We start from the raw sequence: 19,360 nt of genomic DNA, 5'->3' as shown, positions 1-19,360 counted from the left end.
ATTCTTAAAAGTATTTAGGGGTATATTTGCCGGTCGAAATTGCCACGATGACTATAACAACAACAAAAAAGGCAAAACTTTGGAACAGGGATTTTGCTATCCATACGCTGTCCTATTTGCTGATATTTTCAGGGTTTTATTTTCTTCTCCCGACGTTGCCGTTTTTTGTGGTCAATGATTTGGGACAGGATGAAAGCCGCGTTGGTTACATAATTGGCGTCTACGCACTTTCTGCTTTGATGATCAGGCCAATAGCCGGATATGCCCTGGATACTTACGGCCGCAAGCAGGTTTATCTATGGTCACTGTCGATCTATGTCCTGATTTCCGGGTTATACATATGGGCAGACACCTATTTTTCCTTGCTGGTTTTGAGAATTTTACATGGCCTGAGCTGGGGTGTAATTACCAATGGTGGCATTACGATTGCTTCAGATCTGGTGCCGGTAAAACGGCGGGGTGAAGGCATCAGCTATTTCAGCCTTTCCATCACTTTGTCGATGGCTATCGGGCCCTTGGTGGGGCTAAGCATCCTGGAGAAAGGTAACTTTCAAATGTTGTTTATCTCAACCTTCCTTGTTGCCATGCTGGCTTTGCTAATGGCATTGATGGTTAGTTATATCAAATTTCCTAAAACCACCAAAAAATTAGGCTGGAATAATGTGTTTGAAAAAAAAGTGCTGCACATCACGCTGGTTATGCTGGTGACGGCAGTGACCTATGGCGGATTAATGTCATTTATCATTTTGTATGCAAAGGAATTAACTATTAGCAATATTCCGTTGGTATTTTTGGTCTATGCCGCCGGAGTAGCCTGCCTGAGGCCATTTTCAGGACAGTATATGGATAAAAGAGGACCTGGTCTGATTATCTTAATCAGCTTTTTGATTACGATTTTCGGGTATGTGCTTTTATCGCAAACCAAAACCGAGTCTTTGTTTTTGCTGGCATGTTTTATCACCGGCGTTGGTAACGGGCTGATCATGCCTACCATTTTAACCATGACTGCCAACCTTGTAGATGCCGGCAGAAGGGGGGTTGCCAACTCAACTATTTATTCGGCCACCGATATGGGCATCGGCCTGGGATCAATAATTTTGGGCTACGTAGCCAAAATTATTGGTATTGGTAATATGTTTTTGATGGCGGGACTTTTACTCATTTTGCCATTAATTTACTTTTTTTCGGTGGGCTTTAAACATTACAACTTAAACCGTATCAATCCAAGTTCAGAATAATTCAGAATCCATATGCATAAAATATATTTTACTCCGGGGCCATCCAAACTGTATTACACCGTTGAAGGGCATGTCAAAAATGCCTTAAAATCCCAGGTGTCATCTATTTCTCATCGCAGCAAGCAATTTGAAAACATTTATTCCCATGCAGTAGACCAATTAAGGGAACTTCTGAATGTGCCCGGAGAATTTGAAATATTCTTTACCAGTTCGGCAACAGAGGTCTGGGAAAGACTCATTCAGAATTGTGTTGAAAATAGCTCTTTTCACCTGGTAAATGGTGCCTTCTCCAGACGGTTTTACGAGATATCCCGCGATTTGGGCCGTGATGCGGTGATTTCAGAAGTGGAGCCCGGCCATTGCATCGACCCTTCGGAAACAAACATTCCGGAGTCGGTGGAGTTAATAGCTGTTACACAAAACGAAACAAGTACCGGAGTAGCTCAGCCATTGGAAGATATCTATGCTTTAAAAGACCAGCATCCCGATAAACTGATGGCAGTAGATGCTGTGTCAGCCGTTCCTTATATAGACCTTGATTTTAGCAGGATTGACTCATTGTTTTTTTCAGTACAGAAAGGCTTCGGCTTGCCTGCAGGACTTGGGGTCTGGATCATTAATGAAAAAGGGATAGAAAAAGCCAAATCCATGCAACGTTCAGGGCTTTCTATCGGTTCATATCACAGTATTCCTTCCTTTCTATCCAAATCAGGACGCCATCAAACACCGGAGACACCCAATGTTTTGGGCATGTATTTGTTAGGAAAAGTGGCAGAAGACATGCTCAGCAAAGGAATAACACAAATCCGCAAGGAGACCGAATATAAAGCTGCGTTATCCTACAATTTATTAGAAAACCATCCGCTTATGGAACCTTTTGTGACCAATCCCAAATACCGTTCTAAAACTGTGATTGTGGCGAAAACAGCCATTGACAGTAAAAAAATTATCGACAAGGCAGGGGAAAAAGGCATGGTGATAGGCAGTGGATACGGGCAGTTTAAAAATAAGCACCTGAGAATAGCTAATTTCCCCACCCACTCCAAAGAGCAATTTGAAATGTTGGCAGACTTTTTAGATGAATATTCTCATGAATGATTTTAAATTGCAGTTTATTTTTTCAGTTTATCAAAATTATTAACAAAACACTTTCCATTTCCGGTCATGTATCCTTTACATAAAGTTCTAGTCGCCCTGGATGGTAGCGAGTTGGACTCAACCATTTTAAAATTTGCCTCCTTTATAACCAGGGCTTCAGATACTCACACCATTTATTTTGTGAATGTTATCAGGCATTGGAATATACCTCCCGAAGTCGAGAAAGAATTTCCCGGTATTATTGAAAATGCCTTGTGCGAACGGAAACAACAGATTGAAACATCAGTGGCCAGGGAAATGGGAGATACTGACATCAACAAAATCTGCATTGTTGAAAATGGCCAGCCTGCCAGGAAGATTCTGGAGATGAATGAAAAATACGACATTGACCTGGTTATCGTGGGCAGAAAAAACCATTTAAAGGGTAGTGGTGTTTTGAGTCAGAGGCTGGCAAGACGGGCGGTTTGTTCACTGTTGATTGTTCCTGAAAACAGTCATCTCCGGTCTGATAAAATCCTGGTCCCCATAGATTTTTCACATTACGCTCAAAATGCTTTGGAACAGGCCATCACCATCGCCACCAGGGTGGAAAATGAGGTCGAGATCATTTGTCAAAACGTGTACAATGTACCGGTGGGCTATCACTACACAGGGAAATCATATGAGGAATTCAGCCAGATCATGAAGAAAAACGCCGAGGAAGATTTCAAAAAGTTCATCAAGCCAATCGACCTGCAGGGGTTAAAAATTACAGATTGTTACTCTCTGGACAATGACGACGACCCTGTTGCCGATATTTATGAAAAAGCCATAGAGGTGAAGGCCAGCCTCGTAATCATCGGTGCCAAGGGCCGCACAGCATCCACAGCATTGTTTATTGGCAGCATGGCAGAAAGGTTAATTCAGATGAACGATACCATTCCCATGGTAGTAGTCAGGCCAAAAGGTAAAGCCGCCGGCTGGCTTGAAGTCATCAAGGATATATAATATCACAGGGAAATTATCAACACCCGGCGCAAGCGTCCCGTGGGTGTTGCACAATGCGATGGTGCGATTTTGTGTGCTTAAACTGATGGGCATACCTGAGATTTTTTCAAATTTTTACCTTTTACCGGAAACCTTCACCACGGGTTCATGTCTTTAGCATAAACTCAAAATATATTGAACATAAGCATACTGAATTATGAAAACTTTAACACTCTTTTTTATGCTGATATTCTCAGGCGTAGCTTCTGTGGCCCAAGCGTATAAAAGTGAGCCAATCGGGGATATTGACAGACAAAGTGATATTAAAACATTAACCGGCTCCGGTCACCATTCCGGCGCTTTTGGAGCGGTGATGTTCAAGGCCTCGGAATTTAAGGATAAAACCTTCGCGATGATGGGGTTACGTGGGGGATGGATCATCAACCGCTCCGTGGCTATTGGCATTGAGGCCCAGGGCATCATCCCTTCTGCCAAATTTGAAAATATTAATCCCGACCCGGATGAAAAGGCAATTCTTCTCGGTGGATATGGCGGGCTGTTTATAGAACCGGTGTTGTTTTCAAACAACGTAATACATATCACGTTCCCCATCGCATCGGGTGCCGGTTGGCTTGGGTATCACGAGGATTGGGAAGACGACAGCATAAGACGCAACAATGAGCTGATAGATGATGATGTATTTTGGTATGTGGAGCCCGGTGTGGGTATGGAGATAAATGTAACCAGACACTTTAGAATGAATTTTGGTGTAACCAAAAGGTTTACCCAGGATCTTGAGCTGGTCGATACAAAAAATAAAGATTTTAATAACCTCAACTATTTCCTCACCTTAAAGATTGGCAAGTTTTAATCGTATCTACAATTCAGGGCCAATCATTTCTGGTTGAAGCCTGGTTTTCGACAGTTTGGAGAATCGGGAAAAACCTGCAAACCCGAAGGGTGTTTAAGGTAACAAGAAGTCGACCACAAAAAATTGTCTTTTTGCTTTTTAAAAACCTTAAAACACCACACAAAATGAACTTAAAATTACCCTATTTCCATCCCAGGCCAGTGGCATTCATGTTGCTTTTGATTATTAGCGCATTTGCCTTAACCAGTCAAAATGTCCGGAGCAAACGATTGTGGATATTGCTTCAGAAAATAAAGAATTAAGCATTTTAGTAGAGGCAGTTATCAAAGCTGATTTAGTTGAAGCACTTTCAGGAGACGGGCCGTTGACCGTTTTTGCCCCCACTAATGCCGCCTTTCACCGTTTGTTCAGGACTTTAGGCGTGCGAGGCATTGACGACCTGAGCAAAGAGCAATTAACGCCCGTCCTCCTTTATCATGTCATCAATGCTAATATTTTGTCAGAAGAACTGTCTGATGGACAAACAGCAGGTACTTTGTTTGGGAATGATGTGACCGTCAGCAAACAAGGAGATGTCATTAAAATTAACGACTCCAGGGTCATTCAACCCGATGTGATAGCCACCAATGGAACGGTTCATGTGATCAACCAGGTTTTGATTCCCGCCGGAAACGTTCTCAGCTACACGCTGGTCAATGCCGAAACCGATGAAGATATCATGGAAATCAACGACGGCGATACCCTGGATATCGCCATGATTGGTACCAACCGGTTAAACATCAGGGCAAACATCGAGCCTGAAACCACAGGAAGTGTCAGGTTTACTTTAAACGGCCGTGAATTGAAAACTGAAAACGTGTTCCCTTATTTATGCTGCCTTCAGTGACTCAAATGGTGATTATATCGTATGGGAACCCGAATTAATTGACTACACCTTAACAGCCACACCTTTCAGCCAGGCCAAGGCAATGGGTGTCGAAGGACCTGCCGATTCCCTTTCATTTACTGTTGTGAATAACGCTAACATTGTTCAATTGGCTCAGCAAACTCCCGATTTGAGCATTTTGGTGGACGCCGTAGTCAAAGCAGAGTTGGTCGACGCACTTTCGGCAGATGGACCGCTAACCGTATTTGCCCCCGATAACGCTGCATTTCATCATTTATTCGAGGCACTTACTTGGCATTAAAGGAATAGAAGATTTAAGCAAAGAAGAATTAACTCCCATACTGCTTTATCATGTTTTAAACGGTCAATTTTTATCCACCGATTTGGATGCGGGACAAATAGTCCCAACACTTAATGGGGGTAGCGCTGTGGTTTTAAAAGATGAAACCGGTGTTACTGTTAACGGCAGCCATGTTGTTAACCCGGACCTTGTTGCTACTAACGGTGTTATCCATGTCATTGACAAGGTATTATTGCCACCCTCCGATGCAGTTGACAGCGAAAGTGCTGCTTCCCGGGCATTTGAGGTAAACGCTTATCCAAATCCTGCTATTGATAGATTGACCATCAATCCATTACAAAATCAGTTTTCAAATACCACCAATGTCGTCATCTATCATACCGAAGGTTAAATATATTATGAAGGGCAACTAAGCAGGGAAAACAACGGGCAACTAAATATCAATGTAGCAAATTATCCCACAGGTATTTACCTTATCAAATTGCAATCAGGAAGTCAAAATAAGACGATCAGATTATATAAGAAGTAAAACACACACACTATTGTTTAAAAAGGTCAACCAAAAGTGGTTGACCTTTTTCGTTTGATAAGAAGCTGTTCAACAATTTTGCTATCTTTGAAAAAAATAAGCTGTATAGGTTATCATTATGAAAATCAGTTTCCAGCAACAAAATAAGTTCTTTATTCAAAGCATATAATGAAGCGGTATGATTATATTATAGCAGGGGGTGGTTGTTCAGGACTCATGCTGGCCCTGGAGTTAATAAACAGTCCTTTAAAGGATAAATCAATACTTATCATTGATAAAGAAAAAAAAACTACCAATGACCGCACCTGGTGTTTTTGGGAAACCGGTGATAATCACCTTGAAAAATTGGTGTTCAAGTCATGGGATACGGCCAACTTTTACGGCCATGGTTTTAAGCAGGAAATGAATCTTTCACCTTACAGATATAAAATGATCAGAGGTATCGACTTTTATTCCCATGTTTACAACGAACTGGATAGCTATCCGAATTTTGAATTTTTACAAGCCCGTATCGAGCAAATAACAGATGAGGGTGAAGTTATCACCAACCGGGGAACATATCAATCGGAATATGTATTTAACAGCTATCATTCAGCAGATCAACTGAATATATCAGAAGATTATTACACCCTGCTCCAGCATTTTAAAGGTTGGATTATCAAAACCGAAACCCCGACCTTTGACCCGGACAAAATGACTTACATGGATTTCAGGGTAGCAAATGGCCGGGAAACCAGATTTTGTTACGTACTGCCATTTTCCGAAAAGGAAGCCCTGGTCGAGTATACCCTGTTTACCGATCAGGTATTGGAAAACAGTGAGTATGACCGGGCCCTGGAGCGCTATATACAGGATCACCTCCATATTCAGGATTACAGAATCCTCGAAGAAGAATCCGGTATTATTCCTATGAGTGACTTTCCTTTTCCAAGGAAAAAAGGGAAAAATGTTATCAACATCGGCACGATGGGTGGGCATACCAAAGCATCGACCGGATTCACTTTTCTAAGGATACAAAAAGCGGCCAGGAAAATAGTCCAAAACCTCGCAGATGGCAAATTTCCTTTGCGGTCATCTTCCTTGATTTCCAAAAGATTCCGGTTGTATGACAGTATTCTGCTCAATATTTTGGCCAATGAAACCTATCCGGCAAAAGACATTTTTACGGAATTATTTAAAAAAAACGGGTCGGTCAGGGTTTTCAGGTTTCTGGATGAAGAAACCAACCTTTTTGAGGAAATCAAAATCATGAATTTGTCTCCCAAAAAGCAATTTATAAAGGCATTTTTTCAACAAATCTCAAAAATACATAAGTTGTAATTAATTCTGTATATTAGTAGGCGGTGAAGCATGGCTGAATAATGCAAGCTCCGTAATATTTGATCATATGATTGATAAACAAATTGACCTTTTGCAAAAGCAAATTCAAAAGCTCGAAGCCAAAGATATGGATCTGGAAGCATGGAAAAGTTCAACCATTGTGCTTTTGGAAAGGATATTCGGCGAAAATAATCAGCGTGTCAAACATATTGAAGCTATCAAGTATGATTATAGCTCCTGGTCATTGAGAGATGCCAGCGGCTCGATGTCACAATTGGACTCATGTAAAAAAAGAGGGAAAGAAATTCTGGAAATGTGTATCAGCGAGCTGGAGAATTTCGGTTTACCCCAAAGTGTTTTGAAAGAGCAGGACTCTTTTAACATAATCATCAACGCCCTGGAAGAAGAATTGACGGTTTCGCAGTACAGGGAAATTAAAAAAATAATCACGGCCGATATGGACAACAAGGAAAAAAAAGAGTCCCTGGACGACGCTTTAAAGGATTATGGCGCCGATACGGAAAAAAACATTTTAATGAGTATTTTAACCAATTTGCACACACAAGAGAATATTTGAAAAAATAATTTTCGAGGCCTTTTCAAGGCTTCTGTTGCCGTACTAATTCTCCACACGTTCAAATACCAATATAATAGAGGCGACCGTAGCAATACCTGACAAAATCAACCCAATATTATTAGCCTGATTTTGCCTGAAGTTTTTGGTCCTGAGTGCGGGGACAATAATGATGTCATTGGGCTGTAAATAATAAAAGTTGGAAGAAATAATAGACTCTTCCAAAACATTCAACTCAGTCAAACCCGATACCCCCGCTTCTGAACGTACGATCTTGATTTTGCTGCCATCCGCAAATTCTGTCAACCCTCCTGCCATTCCGATAGCTTCCAAAACATTCAACCTGTTTTCAAAAATTGAGTATCGCCCTTGCTGTTCTACCTCGCCTAGCACAGAAACACTAAAAGTGACTAACCGGACATACACGGTGGGTGTGTCCACAATTTCATTGACAAGGGACTCAATTTTATCCGCTACTTCGCTTATGGTAAGCTCCACCACATTGATTTTACCTAAATGCGGCACGGTGATGTATCCTTTTTTGTCTATCAAAAAACCGGTTAAAACAGGATCCAACCGGTCATTCTGCTGGTCATCCATACTGGAAAAAACATCAAATTGTGTCGGCGTAAGGCTCGATATTCTAATTTGAATAACATCTCCCGCCTGGAGCCGGTATTCGATGTTATTTTCCTCAATCATCCGCATCAAACCACTACCCTCTGCAAGCTTGTTAACATCCTCGGTACTTTGCAACATTATTTGTCTTTTTACGGGAACACAGGCGCTGGCAGCAACAATCAAAACTAATAAGCATGTATATGTTTTCATATGATTCGTTGGTCTTAAATATTCTATATTATTTTCACAGATTGCATACTACCTCCTTCCTACCATGATAGTACTATTTTTTCAAGGTATTGCTATAGATATCGATCAATTTATTGGCTATAACATTAATTTCCAAGTGTTTAATATTTTCGCGACCATGGGTGGTATTGCCGTGTTTCAAAGCCAATAAAATCTTATCGGCAACATCCTTTGCCTCAAAACTTGTAAGATAACACCCTTGGGTACCTTCAATTACCTCTGCCACATCGCCCACGCCGGTCGATACGATCGGGAGATTACTGGCCATAGCTTCTTTAATCACGTTCGGTGATCCCTCAGAGGTAGAGGTCAATACCAGTAAATCGACGGCATTCAAGTAAAAAGGAATATTTTCAGGTGATGTGGGATAAGGATTAACCACCGCTATTCCTTCGTCATCGATTATTTCCATGGCTGCCTGCAGCAGCGCAAAATTTTTTCTTGGATAAGTCGGATGGCCTAAAAACAAAATGAGCTTTTTATCGCATGGCAGTTCAAACTTTTCCCTGGCTGCTTGCCTGTTTCCGGGTTTGAAGTGCGCAAAGTCGACGCCGTTGGGAATAATGTAAGCCTTCTTTTTTAAAAATATGCTATCGTAAAGGTTTTTAGACTTCACAATTATTTTTGTCACAAAAAACTGAAGCAATTTCGATGAATAAACATCAAATAATTTACCGGCAAGTCTTTGACCATTTACACCCTTTGAACCATACACATCTGCCCCCATAAAAGATACCACCACTGGTTTGCCTGAAAATGTTAACAATGCCAACCACGCGGAATAGGAATAATGCCCATGGAGGATATCCACATCGTTGTTTTTTAAATATTGTTTCAGCTCACGCAATGCCCCGGTATATCCTTTCATGCCTCCTGAAGATATCATAAAATGCCGCACATCAATGCCGTTTTCAATCAAAGAATTTGCCTGGCTTCTGATGAAAGGCATGATATCAAAACTTGGCCGTTTTCTGCTAATAAAAAGTACTTTCATTACTTTGAATTGCCATAGATTAAATGCTTGTACAACCGGATATAGTCAGTTACCATTTTGTCCAGTGAAAATTGATTATATATCCTTTCTTTGCCCTTTCGGCCCATTAACTCAGCCCTCTGAGGGTCATCTAACAAAATTTTTAATTGCCCGGCAAGTTTATCCGGGCTATTCTTTTCCACCAAAAAACCAGTTTCCCCATCAACCACCAGTTCTTTAGTTCCTCCTGCCCTGGTAGCCACCACCGGCAATCCAAGCACCATATATTCCATAATCGCATTGGAAATTCCTTCTGAATAAGATGACAAAACGCCGATGTCAAAAATATTAATAACTGACTCTACTTTTTTTTGCCAATCTAAAAACCTGAACCGGGACAAATACTTTGAAGGAACCAATTTCTTTATATCCTCTTTTTGATGGCCTTCACCTACACAAATAAAAATTACATTGTTTTTTTCTTCCAGTATATAGGATGAGGCAAGAACAAAACTTTTATAATCTTTTTTCGGGTTAAAAGCCGCAACCATTCCAATAACCCTCTCATTCCCTATTTTTAAACGCTCTTTTACGTCATTTTCCGGAGTCAACCCTTCTATCCGTTTAAAATCAAATCCGTTACGGATACAATAACTTTTGGCCTTCGGAGGCTGGTAACTATCCAATCCCGCCTCTGAGTTGCCAATAATGGCATCTGAAAATGGAAAAGTCAACCGGGATCTCAACCATAACTTACTAAAAGCCTCGATTTTCTCCGGCGCGTTGGTAATAGAAGCATTGATAAATTTGCTTTTAATCCGCTTGGCGGTAACAATACCATAAATAGACGCCATGGACTCCCAGGCCTGAATAATATCCGGTCCGAATGACTTACAGATATCGTACAATTGCTTAAAAACAGTCAAGTCCTTTTTTGACTTTCTCCTGATACAGTGGATTTCACCTTTTAATTGATAAGCCTCCTCATAGGTAACCAGATCTGACAAAACAACTACCTCGTAGGCTATCTCCTTTGCATCGGACAATCCCTTTAACAACTCAATCAACCTCCTCTCTTTACCACCGTCGGCCAGCTTGTCTATCAGCATTAATACTTTTATAGGTACCAAATTAAAAAAAATTTATGGTGGCATTTGACACATAGCCCTTCACCTGACGGTTGCGATGGCAGCAACTTCTTTCACCCGTTTTGAAACGTTAAATATAAAGAAAGAATAAATTTAAACACAACTAAAATTAAATTATTTTTATTTTTTATTTAATTTTATAAAGAAATTAATAACTTCCTCTGATGCCAAAGGCCGTTTGATGGCCTATCATCGGGGCTGGCGAAGAAGTTGAAACGGCCAAGAAAGTTGAGCCGGGGAATTTAAAATATCTTTAAATGGCCAATCCGGGTTTTTTCAAAAAAAGAGAAGTTTGGGTACCTACCTGGAAAGGTTGGCTGGCAGGTGTATTGCTCGTCTTGTCCATGTTTTTCTTGTTTGTCATAAATATTAATTCCTTTTTATCCCCAAACAGTCCGGTTCTCGATGCCGAAGCATTGCTTGTCGACGATTGGCTTCCTGATTATGCCCTCGATGAAGCGCTGAAAGAGTTTAATAAACAAAACTATCAAAAACTGATTATTACCGGAGGGCAGGAATTGTTTGGCTGGAATGCGACTAAATATGAATCGACTGCTGAATTACTGGCCGCTAAACTCATGGAAAGAGGGATCGATAGTACAAAGATCCGGATCATCAAAGTAAAGCCGGGTAAAAAGAATCGTACCGAGGCGTCTTCAATCGCCACCAATGAATGGCTGGGTGGCCATCCCTCGGGTTTCTGTTCCATCAATGTGATTTCCATCGGTGTTCATGCCAGACGAAGCCATTATTTGTTCAGCAAATATCTTGGAGACCAGTATAATGTGGGCATAATATCCATTGACAATATTGCCTATGACGGCGATCGATGGTGGAAAAGTAGTCACGGTTTTAAAGAAGTGCTGACAGAATTTCTGGCTTATCTTTATACCATACTATTGGTTTAACCTTCAAACCGTAATCAGGCGAAGGTAACTGGATGAACGCTACGCCTAAATGAATGAACATACCTCATCAACTGTCAGATTTTTGCAACAAAGGGCGACCAGCTCCCTGCAATGTTAAATCGATACGCTCCAACACCTCCACAATTCTTTCCGAAGCCTTACCATCCCAAAACAAAGGAACTTTACCACTTTTCCAATCACCGGCCAACAATTGATCTATGGCCTCCGATATTAGTTTTTCGTCAAACGAAAGCAAAATGTTTGTTCCAATGTCAACAGTTTCCGGCCTTTCCGTATTGCCCCGGAGTGTCAGACAAGGAATGCCCAGAAAAGTAGTTTCCTCCTGTATGCCACCCGAATCTGTGATGACCGCAAAACTTTCCTTAACCAGGTACATAAACTCAGGATAACGGAGTGGTTCTGTCAGGTGGATATTGTTGGTTTCGGGTTTTAATTTTTCAAGTACCTGTCTGGTTCGGGGATGGACTGGAAAGATTATTTTTTTATCACTGAATTTACGATCAATCAGATCGATGATCCGGGCAAGTTTATCCATCTCATCCACATTGGAGGGACGATGTAAGGTCATGACCAGAAAGCCTTTTGACGACAGGTTGAATTGATCTGCAACCGCCGGTCTGGTAAATTTCGATTGATTGGCTATGAGGGAATCAATCATGGTATTCCCCACAAAAAAAATCTGTTTACTATTAACCCCACTGTTAATTAGGTTGTAACCGGCTTCTGGCGTTGTGGTAAAATAAACATCTGCCAGGGCATCGGTTACCATTCTGTTAATTTCTTCCGGCATGGCCAAATCATAGGATCGCAGCCCGGCTTCTACGTGGATGACCTTGGTGCATAGCTTTTTAGCCACAATGGTACAAGCCAGGGTGGAGTTAACATCACCTACAACCAGCACATAATCGCAAGGATGGCTCAGTAGTTCCTCTTCAAATTTAATCATGATATTGGCGGTTTGCACTGCCTGCGAGCCGGAACCAACACCCAGATTAAGATCAGGACTGGGAATATTTAAATCTTTGAAAAATGTTTCACTGAGGTTTTTGTCATAGTGTTGCCCGGTATGCACCAAACGATAAGAGATTGACGAGCCTTTATCTTTAGCCCTGTTTATGGCGTGAATCAGCGGAGCAATTTTCATGAAGTTCGGCCTGGCTCCGGCAACAATGGTTATCTTCATCCTTATTGTTTAAATCAAACTTAATATTGAATTATCACAAAAGTGTTGATTAAAAACTACAATTCCTAATCATCATATAGCTACGCCAATTGGGCACAGCATGCCTATTCTTCATTTGGAAGCAGGTGAAATTGTTATAAATTTGGCGGTTGAAAAACCCTATTCAATGGAGAAAAAAAAGTTAAGGGTTGCCATTCTGACACGATCCTTTAAAGTTTCCTCATGGAAGTATTACGCAGTAGAAGAAATTATTAAATCCGGAATAGCCGAAATCGCATTTACAGCGAAGTTTCGACTTCAATCCTCAGAGGCCGATAAAAAATGGTACAATGCCTTTTTGTATCGATCCTATTTGCGATTAGAAAAATTAAAATGGAAAGGTTCTGCGAAGGCTTCGGTACTTAAAAATATCAAAGATTTATTTACGGAAAAACAGGAGACGGTAAAATTTGATTTGGAAAAAACAGAGGGCTGCTACCAGTTGAAAGAAGATGGTTTATCCAGGTTAGTAAATGCCCGTTTAGATGTTATCTATCTTTTAGATTATATTCCTTTAAGATTTGAATCGGCCAATCCAAGCCGGTTTGGTGTCTGGTATAATCATTTTGGGATGGCCGGTTGCAGAGGGGGATCATTGGTGGGCCTATGGGAGTTTCTTAAAGGATCGCCTTTCATTTTTTCCGGTTTGAGGGCTTTTCAAACTCATCCGCTTCAGGAGCAAATCCTTTACGAAAGCAAAGGCCCCGTAAACAGGTTTTCCATCAACGCTACCGGCGAATCTTGCTTTTGGAAAAGTGCCGGATTTACCCATAGAAAATTAAATGAGCTTTATCGAAAGCAAACATTAAGTCCAATCCGTCATCCGGAATCCGAAATGCAGGGAAATAACCATAAAATACCAGATCTCACTGATTTGATGCGTGTAAACCTGGTTTTTATGAAAAGGTACCTGAAGGAAAAGTTCATCAACAGGTTGTATTCACAAAAATGGGGTTTGCAGTTTCAATTTAATTCGCAGGAAACTTCTGTGTTAAATGCCATGAAGCCTTTGCTGCCTCCAAAAAACAAATTCTGGGCTGACCCCTTTGTGTACAAAAACAATGAACGATATTATATTTTTTTGGAAGAATCCTATACTGGGAAAAAAAAGAAGGGATTCATCTCAGTATCAGAAATTAATTCCAAAGGGGTGATGTCCCAACCCCGGAAAGTAATTGAACGGTCATATCATATGTCTTACCCTTTTGTCTTTCAACATCTGGGGAAGCATTACATGATTCCCGAAACAAATCAAAATTATACTATCGAGCTATATCAATGTAAAGAATTTCCATACCACTGGGAGTTCGTCAAAAACCTGAAAGAGCATATTTCAGCGGTTGACACCACTTTGTTTTTTCACAACAGTACATGGTGGATATTTACCAATATGAAGGAACACAAACAGGCATCACTTTGGGATGAATTATTCCTGTTTTATACTGATGACCCAATATCATCCGATTGGACTCCCCATCCTGACAATCCAATTGTTTCGGATGTGACCAAAGCGCGGCCTGCAGGAAAAATATTCACACAAAACAACAAAATATTCAGGCCTGCTCAAAACTGTTCTTATCGGTATGGTTATGGGTTATCTATTCAGGAGATTACTGATCTGACCCCATCTTCATACAAAGAAATTGAAAGCATTTCCTACACACCCAAGGATCTGAAAGGGATAAGCGGCCTGCATACCTTCAATAAATCGGATGGATTGACCATCATCGATGCAGTAATGAAGAAGAAAAAAATAATCGGATAAACAATCTGTGGAGTTTTTCATCATTTTGGATATTCAGTCCACGTATCGGGGTTGTCATTTTGTGCCCATTTGAAATGTAACTATCTATAAATCAAATATTTATATTTTCCATAAAGTTTGGCATGAAATTTACCATTGCGATGTTCGATCGGCAATGAGTGTTTAGAAACAATTTGACCACTACTACTACCACTAAAACCTTGACCTGTCAATGGTTGGTTGATATTTTGTGATACACTGATCATTGGACATGAACAACCTATTCCCTGCTTAACTATCCCAGCATTCCTTGCCAACAGTTATTTTCCACTTTTTCTTTAATGCTTATAATGAGACAATTACCAATCAAACTAGACAAGTCGTCGTCTAAACTAAAATCACTGAACTACTTATTTTTACTCCTGATATCACTGCTAACCAGCCCAACCATAGAAGCCCAACAATTGGCTTTTCCCACTGCGGAAGGATATGGACGCTTCGTAAGCGGTGGTAGAGGTGGTAAGGTGATTTATGTGACCAACCTGAATGATAGCGGTGCAGGAAGTTTCCGGGCTGCATTAACCGCCTCAGGGCCAAGAACTGTAGTTTTCAATGTGTCCGGTACCCTCACACTTAATTCGCCCATTTCGGTGAAAAATGGTGATCTAACCATCGCCGGACAAACTTCTCCCAACGGAATTACCATTCGCCGGCACCCGGTTTATATCTCGGCGGATAATGTAATTATTCGCTATTTGCGGTTCAGGTTGGGAGGTGAGGCCGGCAAGAGTGGCTACGACGCCCTCAGTATACGCGGCATAAGCCATAATGTATCAGGCGTTATGGTTGACCACTGCTCTATCAGTTGGGCCAGGGACGAATGCTTTTCTGTGGTAGGTACTCCCTACGATGCCAACGATCCTCCTTATTATGGCGTCACCAATGTTACACTGCAATGGAGTTTTGTCACCGAAGGTCTGAAGGGCCATGCTTTTGGTGGATTTGTAAAGTATCAGGCTACCAAAATTTCTGTAATCAAAAATCTGTTTGCTAATAATACCCAAAGAAATCCTAACATAAATGGAGCCACCGGCAGTGTTACCAATAATATTGTATATAATTGGGCCGGACGCGGGCTCACAGTGGACAACACTGCCAAACTAAATATCATTGGCAATTACGCAAAAGTAGGGCCCACCGTTAAAAAAGTTGAGCAAGGTTATATGGTGATAGGTGGACAAGGAGGTACTCCCTCCGATAATCAGCTCTATGTCAAAGGGAATTATCATTCCCAGAGAAGAACCAATCCAAATGATAACAATGAATGGTCGGTTTTCGATCCTGATAACAGTGAAGCAAAGCATCGAAAGCGTTCTCCTCATAATTATAATGAGGGTATTAAGGTATTGAGTGCTTTTGATGCCTATGATAAAGTGCTGGAAGACGGAGGTGCTTCAATATTCCGTGATGCAGTCGATAAGAGAATTGTCAATCAGGTAAAGAGTGGGACCGGACAAAATGATATAGCTTCACCGGCTTCGGTGGGCGGTTGGCCAAGTATTGCCATGGGAAGCGCTTACCCGGACCAGGATAAAGATGGAATGGATGATAACTGGGAAAAGGCGGTTGGGTTGGATCCAAATAAGGCGGATGATAGAAATGGCGACCGCAACGGAGACGGATATACTAACCTGGAAGAGTTTCTTAATTGTGTTATTCCGGGTGATTGCGAAAGCTCAGCGCCTGTCAACACTGCACCTGCTATCAGCAGCATGGGCGATCAGGAAATAGATGAAAATACTACACTGGGGCCCTTGAATTTTACAGTTGGAGATTCTGAGACCGAAGCTAATGCGCTTACGGTAACAGCTACCTCAGGCAATCAGTCGCTGCTTGCCAATGAGGATATTGTTTTGGGTGGAAATGGCACGCAAAGAACTATTACATTAACCCCAAAATCAGACGAGACCGGCACAACCGAAATCACTTTGAAAGTATCTGACGGGGATAAGGAAACATCAACGTCATTTAGCGTAACGGTAAATGATGTGATTGTCAACACAGTTCCTACCATCAGTGACATTGAAGATCTGTCCATTGGGGAAAATTCTTGCACCAAAAAGCTGTCTTTTACCGTGGGAGATGCAGAAACCGGTCCCGGTGATCTGATGGTAACCGCCACTTCAAGTAACCAGTCTCTGGTTAAGAACAGTGATATTGAACTGGGTGGATCAGGAGCTGAGCGGAACATCAGGATTTCTCCACAAAAGGATCAAACCGGTATCACTACCATTGTTGTTCAGGTATCTGATGGTGAAATGCATACTTCTGAGGCCTTCACGGTAACTGTAAATACCATATTGGATAAAAACACCCCTCCCACAATAAGTGAGATCAAAAATCAGGTAATATCCATGAATAAAAAGTTGGGGCCGTTGTGCTTTAAAGTCGGAGATGAGGAGACTCCAGCCAAAGACCTTGTGGTCCGTGTGAAATCAAGTAATCAAAGGCTTGTACCCAACAACAGAATTTTTGTCAAAGGATCGGGAGAAAGCAGGTCAATTACGATCTGCCCAAGGCAGAGGGCCTTCGGTTCCTGCAAAATCACCATCGAAGTTGCGGATGAATCAGCGGTAACCAAAGAATCTTTTAACCTTGAAATTTCAGCCATAAGCAGCATGCCCGGATGGTTACGGTCAAAGTTGAAAATTTATCCGAACCCTTTTAGCAACTACATCAAAGTCGATACAAGAGAAGTAAAAAGGCGTGTCGATGTAATGGTGTATGACCTGAGAGGCAGGATAAGAAAAAAGGCCTGTATCAGCAAAACCCGATCCAACAGATCGTCACTGAAAATGGATTTATCTTCGCTCGAAAGTGGTACCTATTACCTGAAAGTCAGGTACGATGGTGCAAAAGCAACTTCGATCTTAGTAAAGCGGTCCTTTTAAGATATCCTATGAAATATTGTTAAACCATAGTGAGTTTTCGTCAATGTAGACAGTTAAAATTTTCTGTTTGCCTGACATCTTAAAATTAGCTTAAAATGCTTCATGCGTTTTAAGCTAATTTTTATTAAGCCCGCCAGGTTATTCACCCCCACAGGTTGTTCAGTTTCCAGGCTGCCAGATCCGGGGTTAAAAGTATGGCACAAGCGAGCCATGGATGTTGCACAGCGTTTTCGTAAAATTCTTTGTGTCTTAGTGCCTCCACACCGAAAGAGCACCACCGCGCCCCTTGCCCTCTCAGATAGCCTTAATAATAAGAGGATGCGATGATTTCATAATCACGGCCCCAAAGGTGTATACCCTAAAATAATTGTCAACTATCAATTGTCAATTTCCAAAAAAATTGTACTTACTCATTTGCATTCATCTTACAATACAGATTATTCCTCCCTACGTTAATTTTGCGTTAAGAAAAAGCAAAGCTTTTATCTTTTCAAGATTTTTTTGTACTTTTAGTATTTTCTAAATATTTATTTCCACTTTTCCAGTAATGCTGGAAAGTGAAAAAACATGAATCAAGAAAAAACCAAGCGGGTATTAACTGTAAAAAGAAAAATCCAGTTTACTATAATCTCCCTGTTACTGGGTTTTATGGTCATCATTGCGTTTGGCGAAATTTTGATCAGAATTGTAAATCCTCAACCGTATTTGTACCCCCGGTGGCAGTATTCGAGCAGCTATGGGGCCATTTTGTATCCAAATGTTACTATGGTCAACAAAAGGCCAGGTATTTGGAAGTTCAAATACCAAATCAACAGCTTACGGTACCGGGGAAAGCCTGTTCCAATTGCAAAGGTTTACCGTAAAAACAATATTGTGGTTTTGGGAGATTCCTATGGGTTTGGCACAGGCGTAAATGACGGCGAAGAATTTGCTGCCATTTTGGGTCGTGAATTAAAAGAAAACCATGAGGTCATCAACCTGAGTGTAGGAGGATGGGGATTAACGCAACACATTCGCAGATTTTATGAATTTGGGAAACTTTACCAACCCAAAATTGTCATACTACAATATTGTAAAAATGACCTCAGGGACAATTTCTCTAACAGAGTAACCGTGATTAAAAACGATGAATTTAAATTCGTAAATAGTGAATTATCGGTTAATTGGGTAAAAATATACATGTCCAAATCGTTTATCCAAAAGAGCCAGATTTATAATCTTTTCAGGAATAATATTTATAAACTCTATAAAGATAAGGAAGTAGATGCCCAGTTAAATCTGCGCAAGGCTGAAAATAACAACGCCCCGAAAGCGGAGATATTTTACGCAGATTTACTAACCTTGTTTGCCGAAGAGCTTGGAAGTCAGGGAATAAGCGTTATTATGATTTCGGTCAACGGCGACCTTGAAAAATCCGATTACCTGAAATCAGTGGTGAACCATTTAAACCGAACCAAACATTTCAAATATGTTAATGTAAACCCATGGTTTGCAAGTATGCGCGATTATGGATCCCCGGAAGGGCATATTTGGGGAAAGAAAGGGCACAAAATTCTCGGTGAAAACCTGGTGAAGGTGATTAAAGCCATGGAGTCTGACGATGAATGAACCTGACGATTACAATACGGACCCTTTACTTAATGATCCGGATAATGGCGATTTCAGTATGAAAAGCAACGCATCCGCTATAAACAAGGGGCCAGATGTGGGGCTCGTTTCTGATTTCAAATAATAAGATAT

General features: G+C 41.0%; 19 protein-coding genes. 15 read left to right on the top strand and 4 right to left on the bottom strand.

The window, feature by feature from the left end; translation table 11 throughout:
- Window positions 1-47: 47 nt before the first annotated feature.
- The 10 genes from AC04NP_RS02270 (at window position 48) to AC04NP_RS02225 (ending at window position 7,786) form a co-directional block, all read left to right on the top strand.
- Window positions 48-1,238, top strand: coding sequence for an MFS transporter (locus AC04NP_RS02270; RefSeq protein ID WP_482857687.1), 1,191 nt, complete (start codon window positions 48-50; stop codon window positions 1,236-1,238).
- Between the two features lie 12 nt (window positions 1,239-1,250).
- A complete protein-coding gene (locus tag AC04NP_RS02265; RefSeq protein ID WP_482857686.1) occupies window positions 1,251-2,336 on the top strand; it encodes an aminotransferase class V-fold PLP-dependent enzyme in 1,086 nt (361 codons plus the stop codon).
- Window positions 2,337-2,402: 66 nt separating this feature from the next.
- Window positions 2,403-3,323, top strand: a complete 921-nt coding sequence (locus AC04NP_RS02260; protein WP_482857684.1) for a universal stress protein — start codon at window positions 2,403-2,405, stop codon at window positions 3,321-3,323.
- A 196-nt stretch (window positions 3,324-3,519) separates the two neighbouring features.
- Window positions 3,520-4,173 carry a hypothetical protein gene (locus AC04NP_RS02255; RefSeq protein ID WP_482857683.1) on the top strand — a complete coding sequence of 218 codons (654 nt, stop codon included), beginning with the start codon at window positions 3,520-3,522 and terminating at the stop codon, window positions 4,171-4,173.
- A gap of 271 nt (window positions 4,174-4,444) precedes the next feature.
- Entirely contained in the window at window positions 4,445-5,059 is a 615-nt protein-coding gene (locus tag AC04NP_RS02250) for a fasciclin domain-containing protein (RefSeq protein ID WP_482857681.1), read from the top strand.
- An 82-nt stretch (window positions 5,060-5,141) separates the two neighbouring features.
- A complete protein-coding gene (locus tag AC04NP_RS02245; protein ID WP_482857680.1) occupies window positions 5,142-5,360 on the top strand; it encodes a fasciclin domain-containing protein in 219 nt (72 codons plus the stop codon).
- On the top strand, window positions 5,305-5,751 hold the full coding sequence (locus tag AC04NP_RS02240; RefSeq protein ID WP_482857678.1) for a fasciclin domain-containing protein: 447 nt from the start codon (window positions 5,305-5,307) through the stop codon (window positions 5,749-5,751). Before AC04NP_RS02245 ends, AC04NP_RS02240 begins: the two co-directional genes overlap by 56 nt.
- The gene (locus AC04NP_RS02235; RefSeq protein WP_482857753.1) at window positions 5,752-5,889 is read left to right on the top strand and encodes a T9SS type A sorting domain-containing protein; all 138 of its coding nucleotides are present in this window, start codon (window positions 5,752-5,754) and stop codon (window positions 5,887-5,889) included. It abuts the gene before it with no gap.
- Between the two features lie 168 nt (window positions 5,890-6,057).
- On the top strand, window positions 6,058-7,209 hold the full coding sequence (locus AC04NP_RS02230) for a lycopene cyclase family protein (RefSeq protein WP_482857676.1): 1,152 nt from the start codon (window positions 6,058-6,060) through the stop codon (window positions 7,207-7,209).
- A 67-nt stretch (window positions 7,210-7,276) separates the two neighbouring features.
- A complete protein-coding gene (locus AC04NP_RS02225; protein ID WP_482857675.1) occupies window positions 7,277-7,786 on the top strand; it encodes a hypothetical protein in 510 nt (169 codons plus the stop codon).
- A gap of 42 nt (window positions 7,787-7,828) precedes the next feature.
- On the opposite strand, the gene AC04NP_RS02220 is transcribed toward AC04NP_RS02225, so the two are convergent.
- From AC04NP_RS02220 to AC04NP_RS02210, 3 genes are all read right to left on the bottom strand, one after another.
- Window positions 7,829-8,614: a polysaccharide biosynthesis/export family protein gene (locus tag AC04NP_RS02220; protein ID WP_482857673.1), complete on the bottom strand. Its 786-nt coding sequence runs from the start codon at window positions 8,612-8,614 to the stop codon at window positions 7,829-7,831.
- Between the two features lie 73 nt (window positions 8,615-8,687).
- Complete coding sequence (locus AC04NP_RS02215; protein WP_482857671.1) at window positions 8,688-9,647, bottom strand: glycosyltransferase family 4 protein; 960 nt, start codon at window positions 9,645-9,647, stop codon at window positions 8,688-8,690.
- A complete protein-coding gene (locus tag AC04NP_RS02210) occupies window positions 9,647-10,756 on the bottom strand; it encodes a glycosyltransferase (RefSeq protein WP_482857670.1) in 1,110 nt (369 codons plus the stop codon). The genes AC04NP_RS02215 and AC04NP_RS02210 overlap by 1 nt, the downstream gene beginning before the upstream one ends.
- 275 nt (window positions 10,757-11,031) lie before the next feature.
- Here AC04NP_RS02210 and AC04NP_RS02205 point away from each other — a divergent pair, with 275 nt between their 5' ends.
- On the top strand, window positions 11,032-11,682 hold the full coding sequence (locus AC04NP_RS02205; RefSeq protein ID WP_482857668.1) for a YdcF family protein: 651 nt from the start codon (window positions 11,032-11,034) through the stop codon (window positions 11,680-11,682).
- Window positions 11,683-11,749: 67 nt separating this feature from the next.
- On the opposite strand, the gene wecB is transcribed toward AC04NP_RS02205, so the two are convergent.
- Window positions 11,750-12,886, bottom strand: a complete 1,137-nt coding sequence (gene wecB, locus AC04NP_RS02200) for a non-hydrolyzing UDP-N-acetylglucosamine 2-epimerase (RefSeq protein ID WP_482857666.1) — start codon at window positions 12,884-12,886, stop codon at window positions 11,750-11,752.
- 166 nt (window positions 12,887-13,052) lie between these two features.
- Here wecB and AC04NP_RS02195 point away from each other — a divergent pair, with 166 nt between their 5' ends.
- The 4 genes from AC04NP_RS02195 (at window position 13,053) to AC04NP_RS02180 (ending at window position 19,352) form a co-directional block, all read left to right on the top strand.
- A complete protein-coding gene (locus AC04NP_RS02195) occupies window positions 13,053-14,690 on the top strand; it encodes a glucosamine inositolphosphorylceramide transferase family protein (protein WP_482857664.1) in 1,638 nt (545 codons plus the stop codon).
- Between the two features lie 329 nt (window positions 14,691-15,019).
- Complete coding sequence (locus AC04NP_RS02190) at window positions 15,020-17,620, top strand: T9SS type A sorting domain-containing protein (protein WP_482857663.1); 2,601 nt, start codon at window positions 15,020-15,022, stop codon at window positions 17,618-17,620.
- Window positions 17,621-18,187: 567 nt separating this feature from the next.
- A complete protein-coding gene (locus AC04NP_RS02185; RefSeq protein WP_482857661.1) occupies window positions 18,188-19,228 on the top strand; it encodes an SGNH/GDSL hydrolase family protein in 1,041 nt (346 codons plus the stop codon).
- On the top strand, window positions 19,221-19,352 hold the full coding sequence (locus tag AC04NP_RS02180) for a hypothetical protein (protein ID WP_482857660.1): 132 nt from the start codon (window positions 19,221-19,223) through the stop codon (window positions 19,350-19,352). Before AC04NP_RS02185 ends, AC04NP_RS02180 begins: the two co-directional genes overlap by 8 nt.
- The last annotated feature ends 8 nt before the right edge of the window (window positions 19,353-19,360 follow it).

This window comes from Agaribacillus sp. DX54 (genome assembly GCF_056858335.1).
This window is presented reverse-complemented; position numbering and strand designations above follow the sequence as displayed.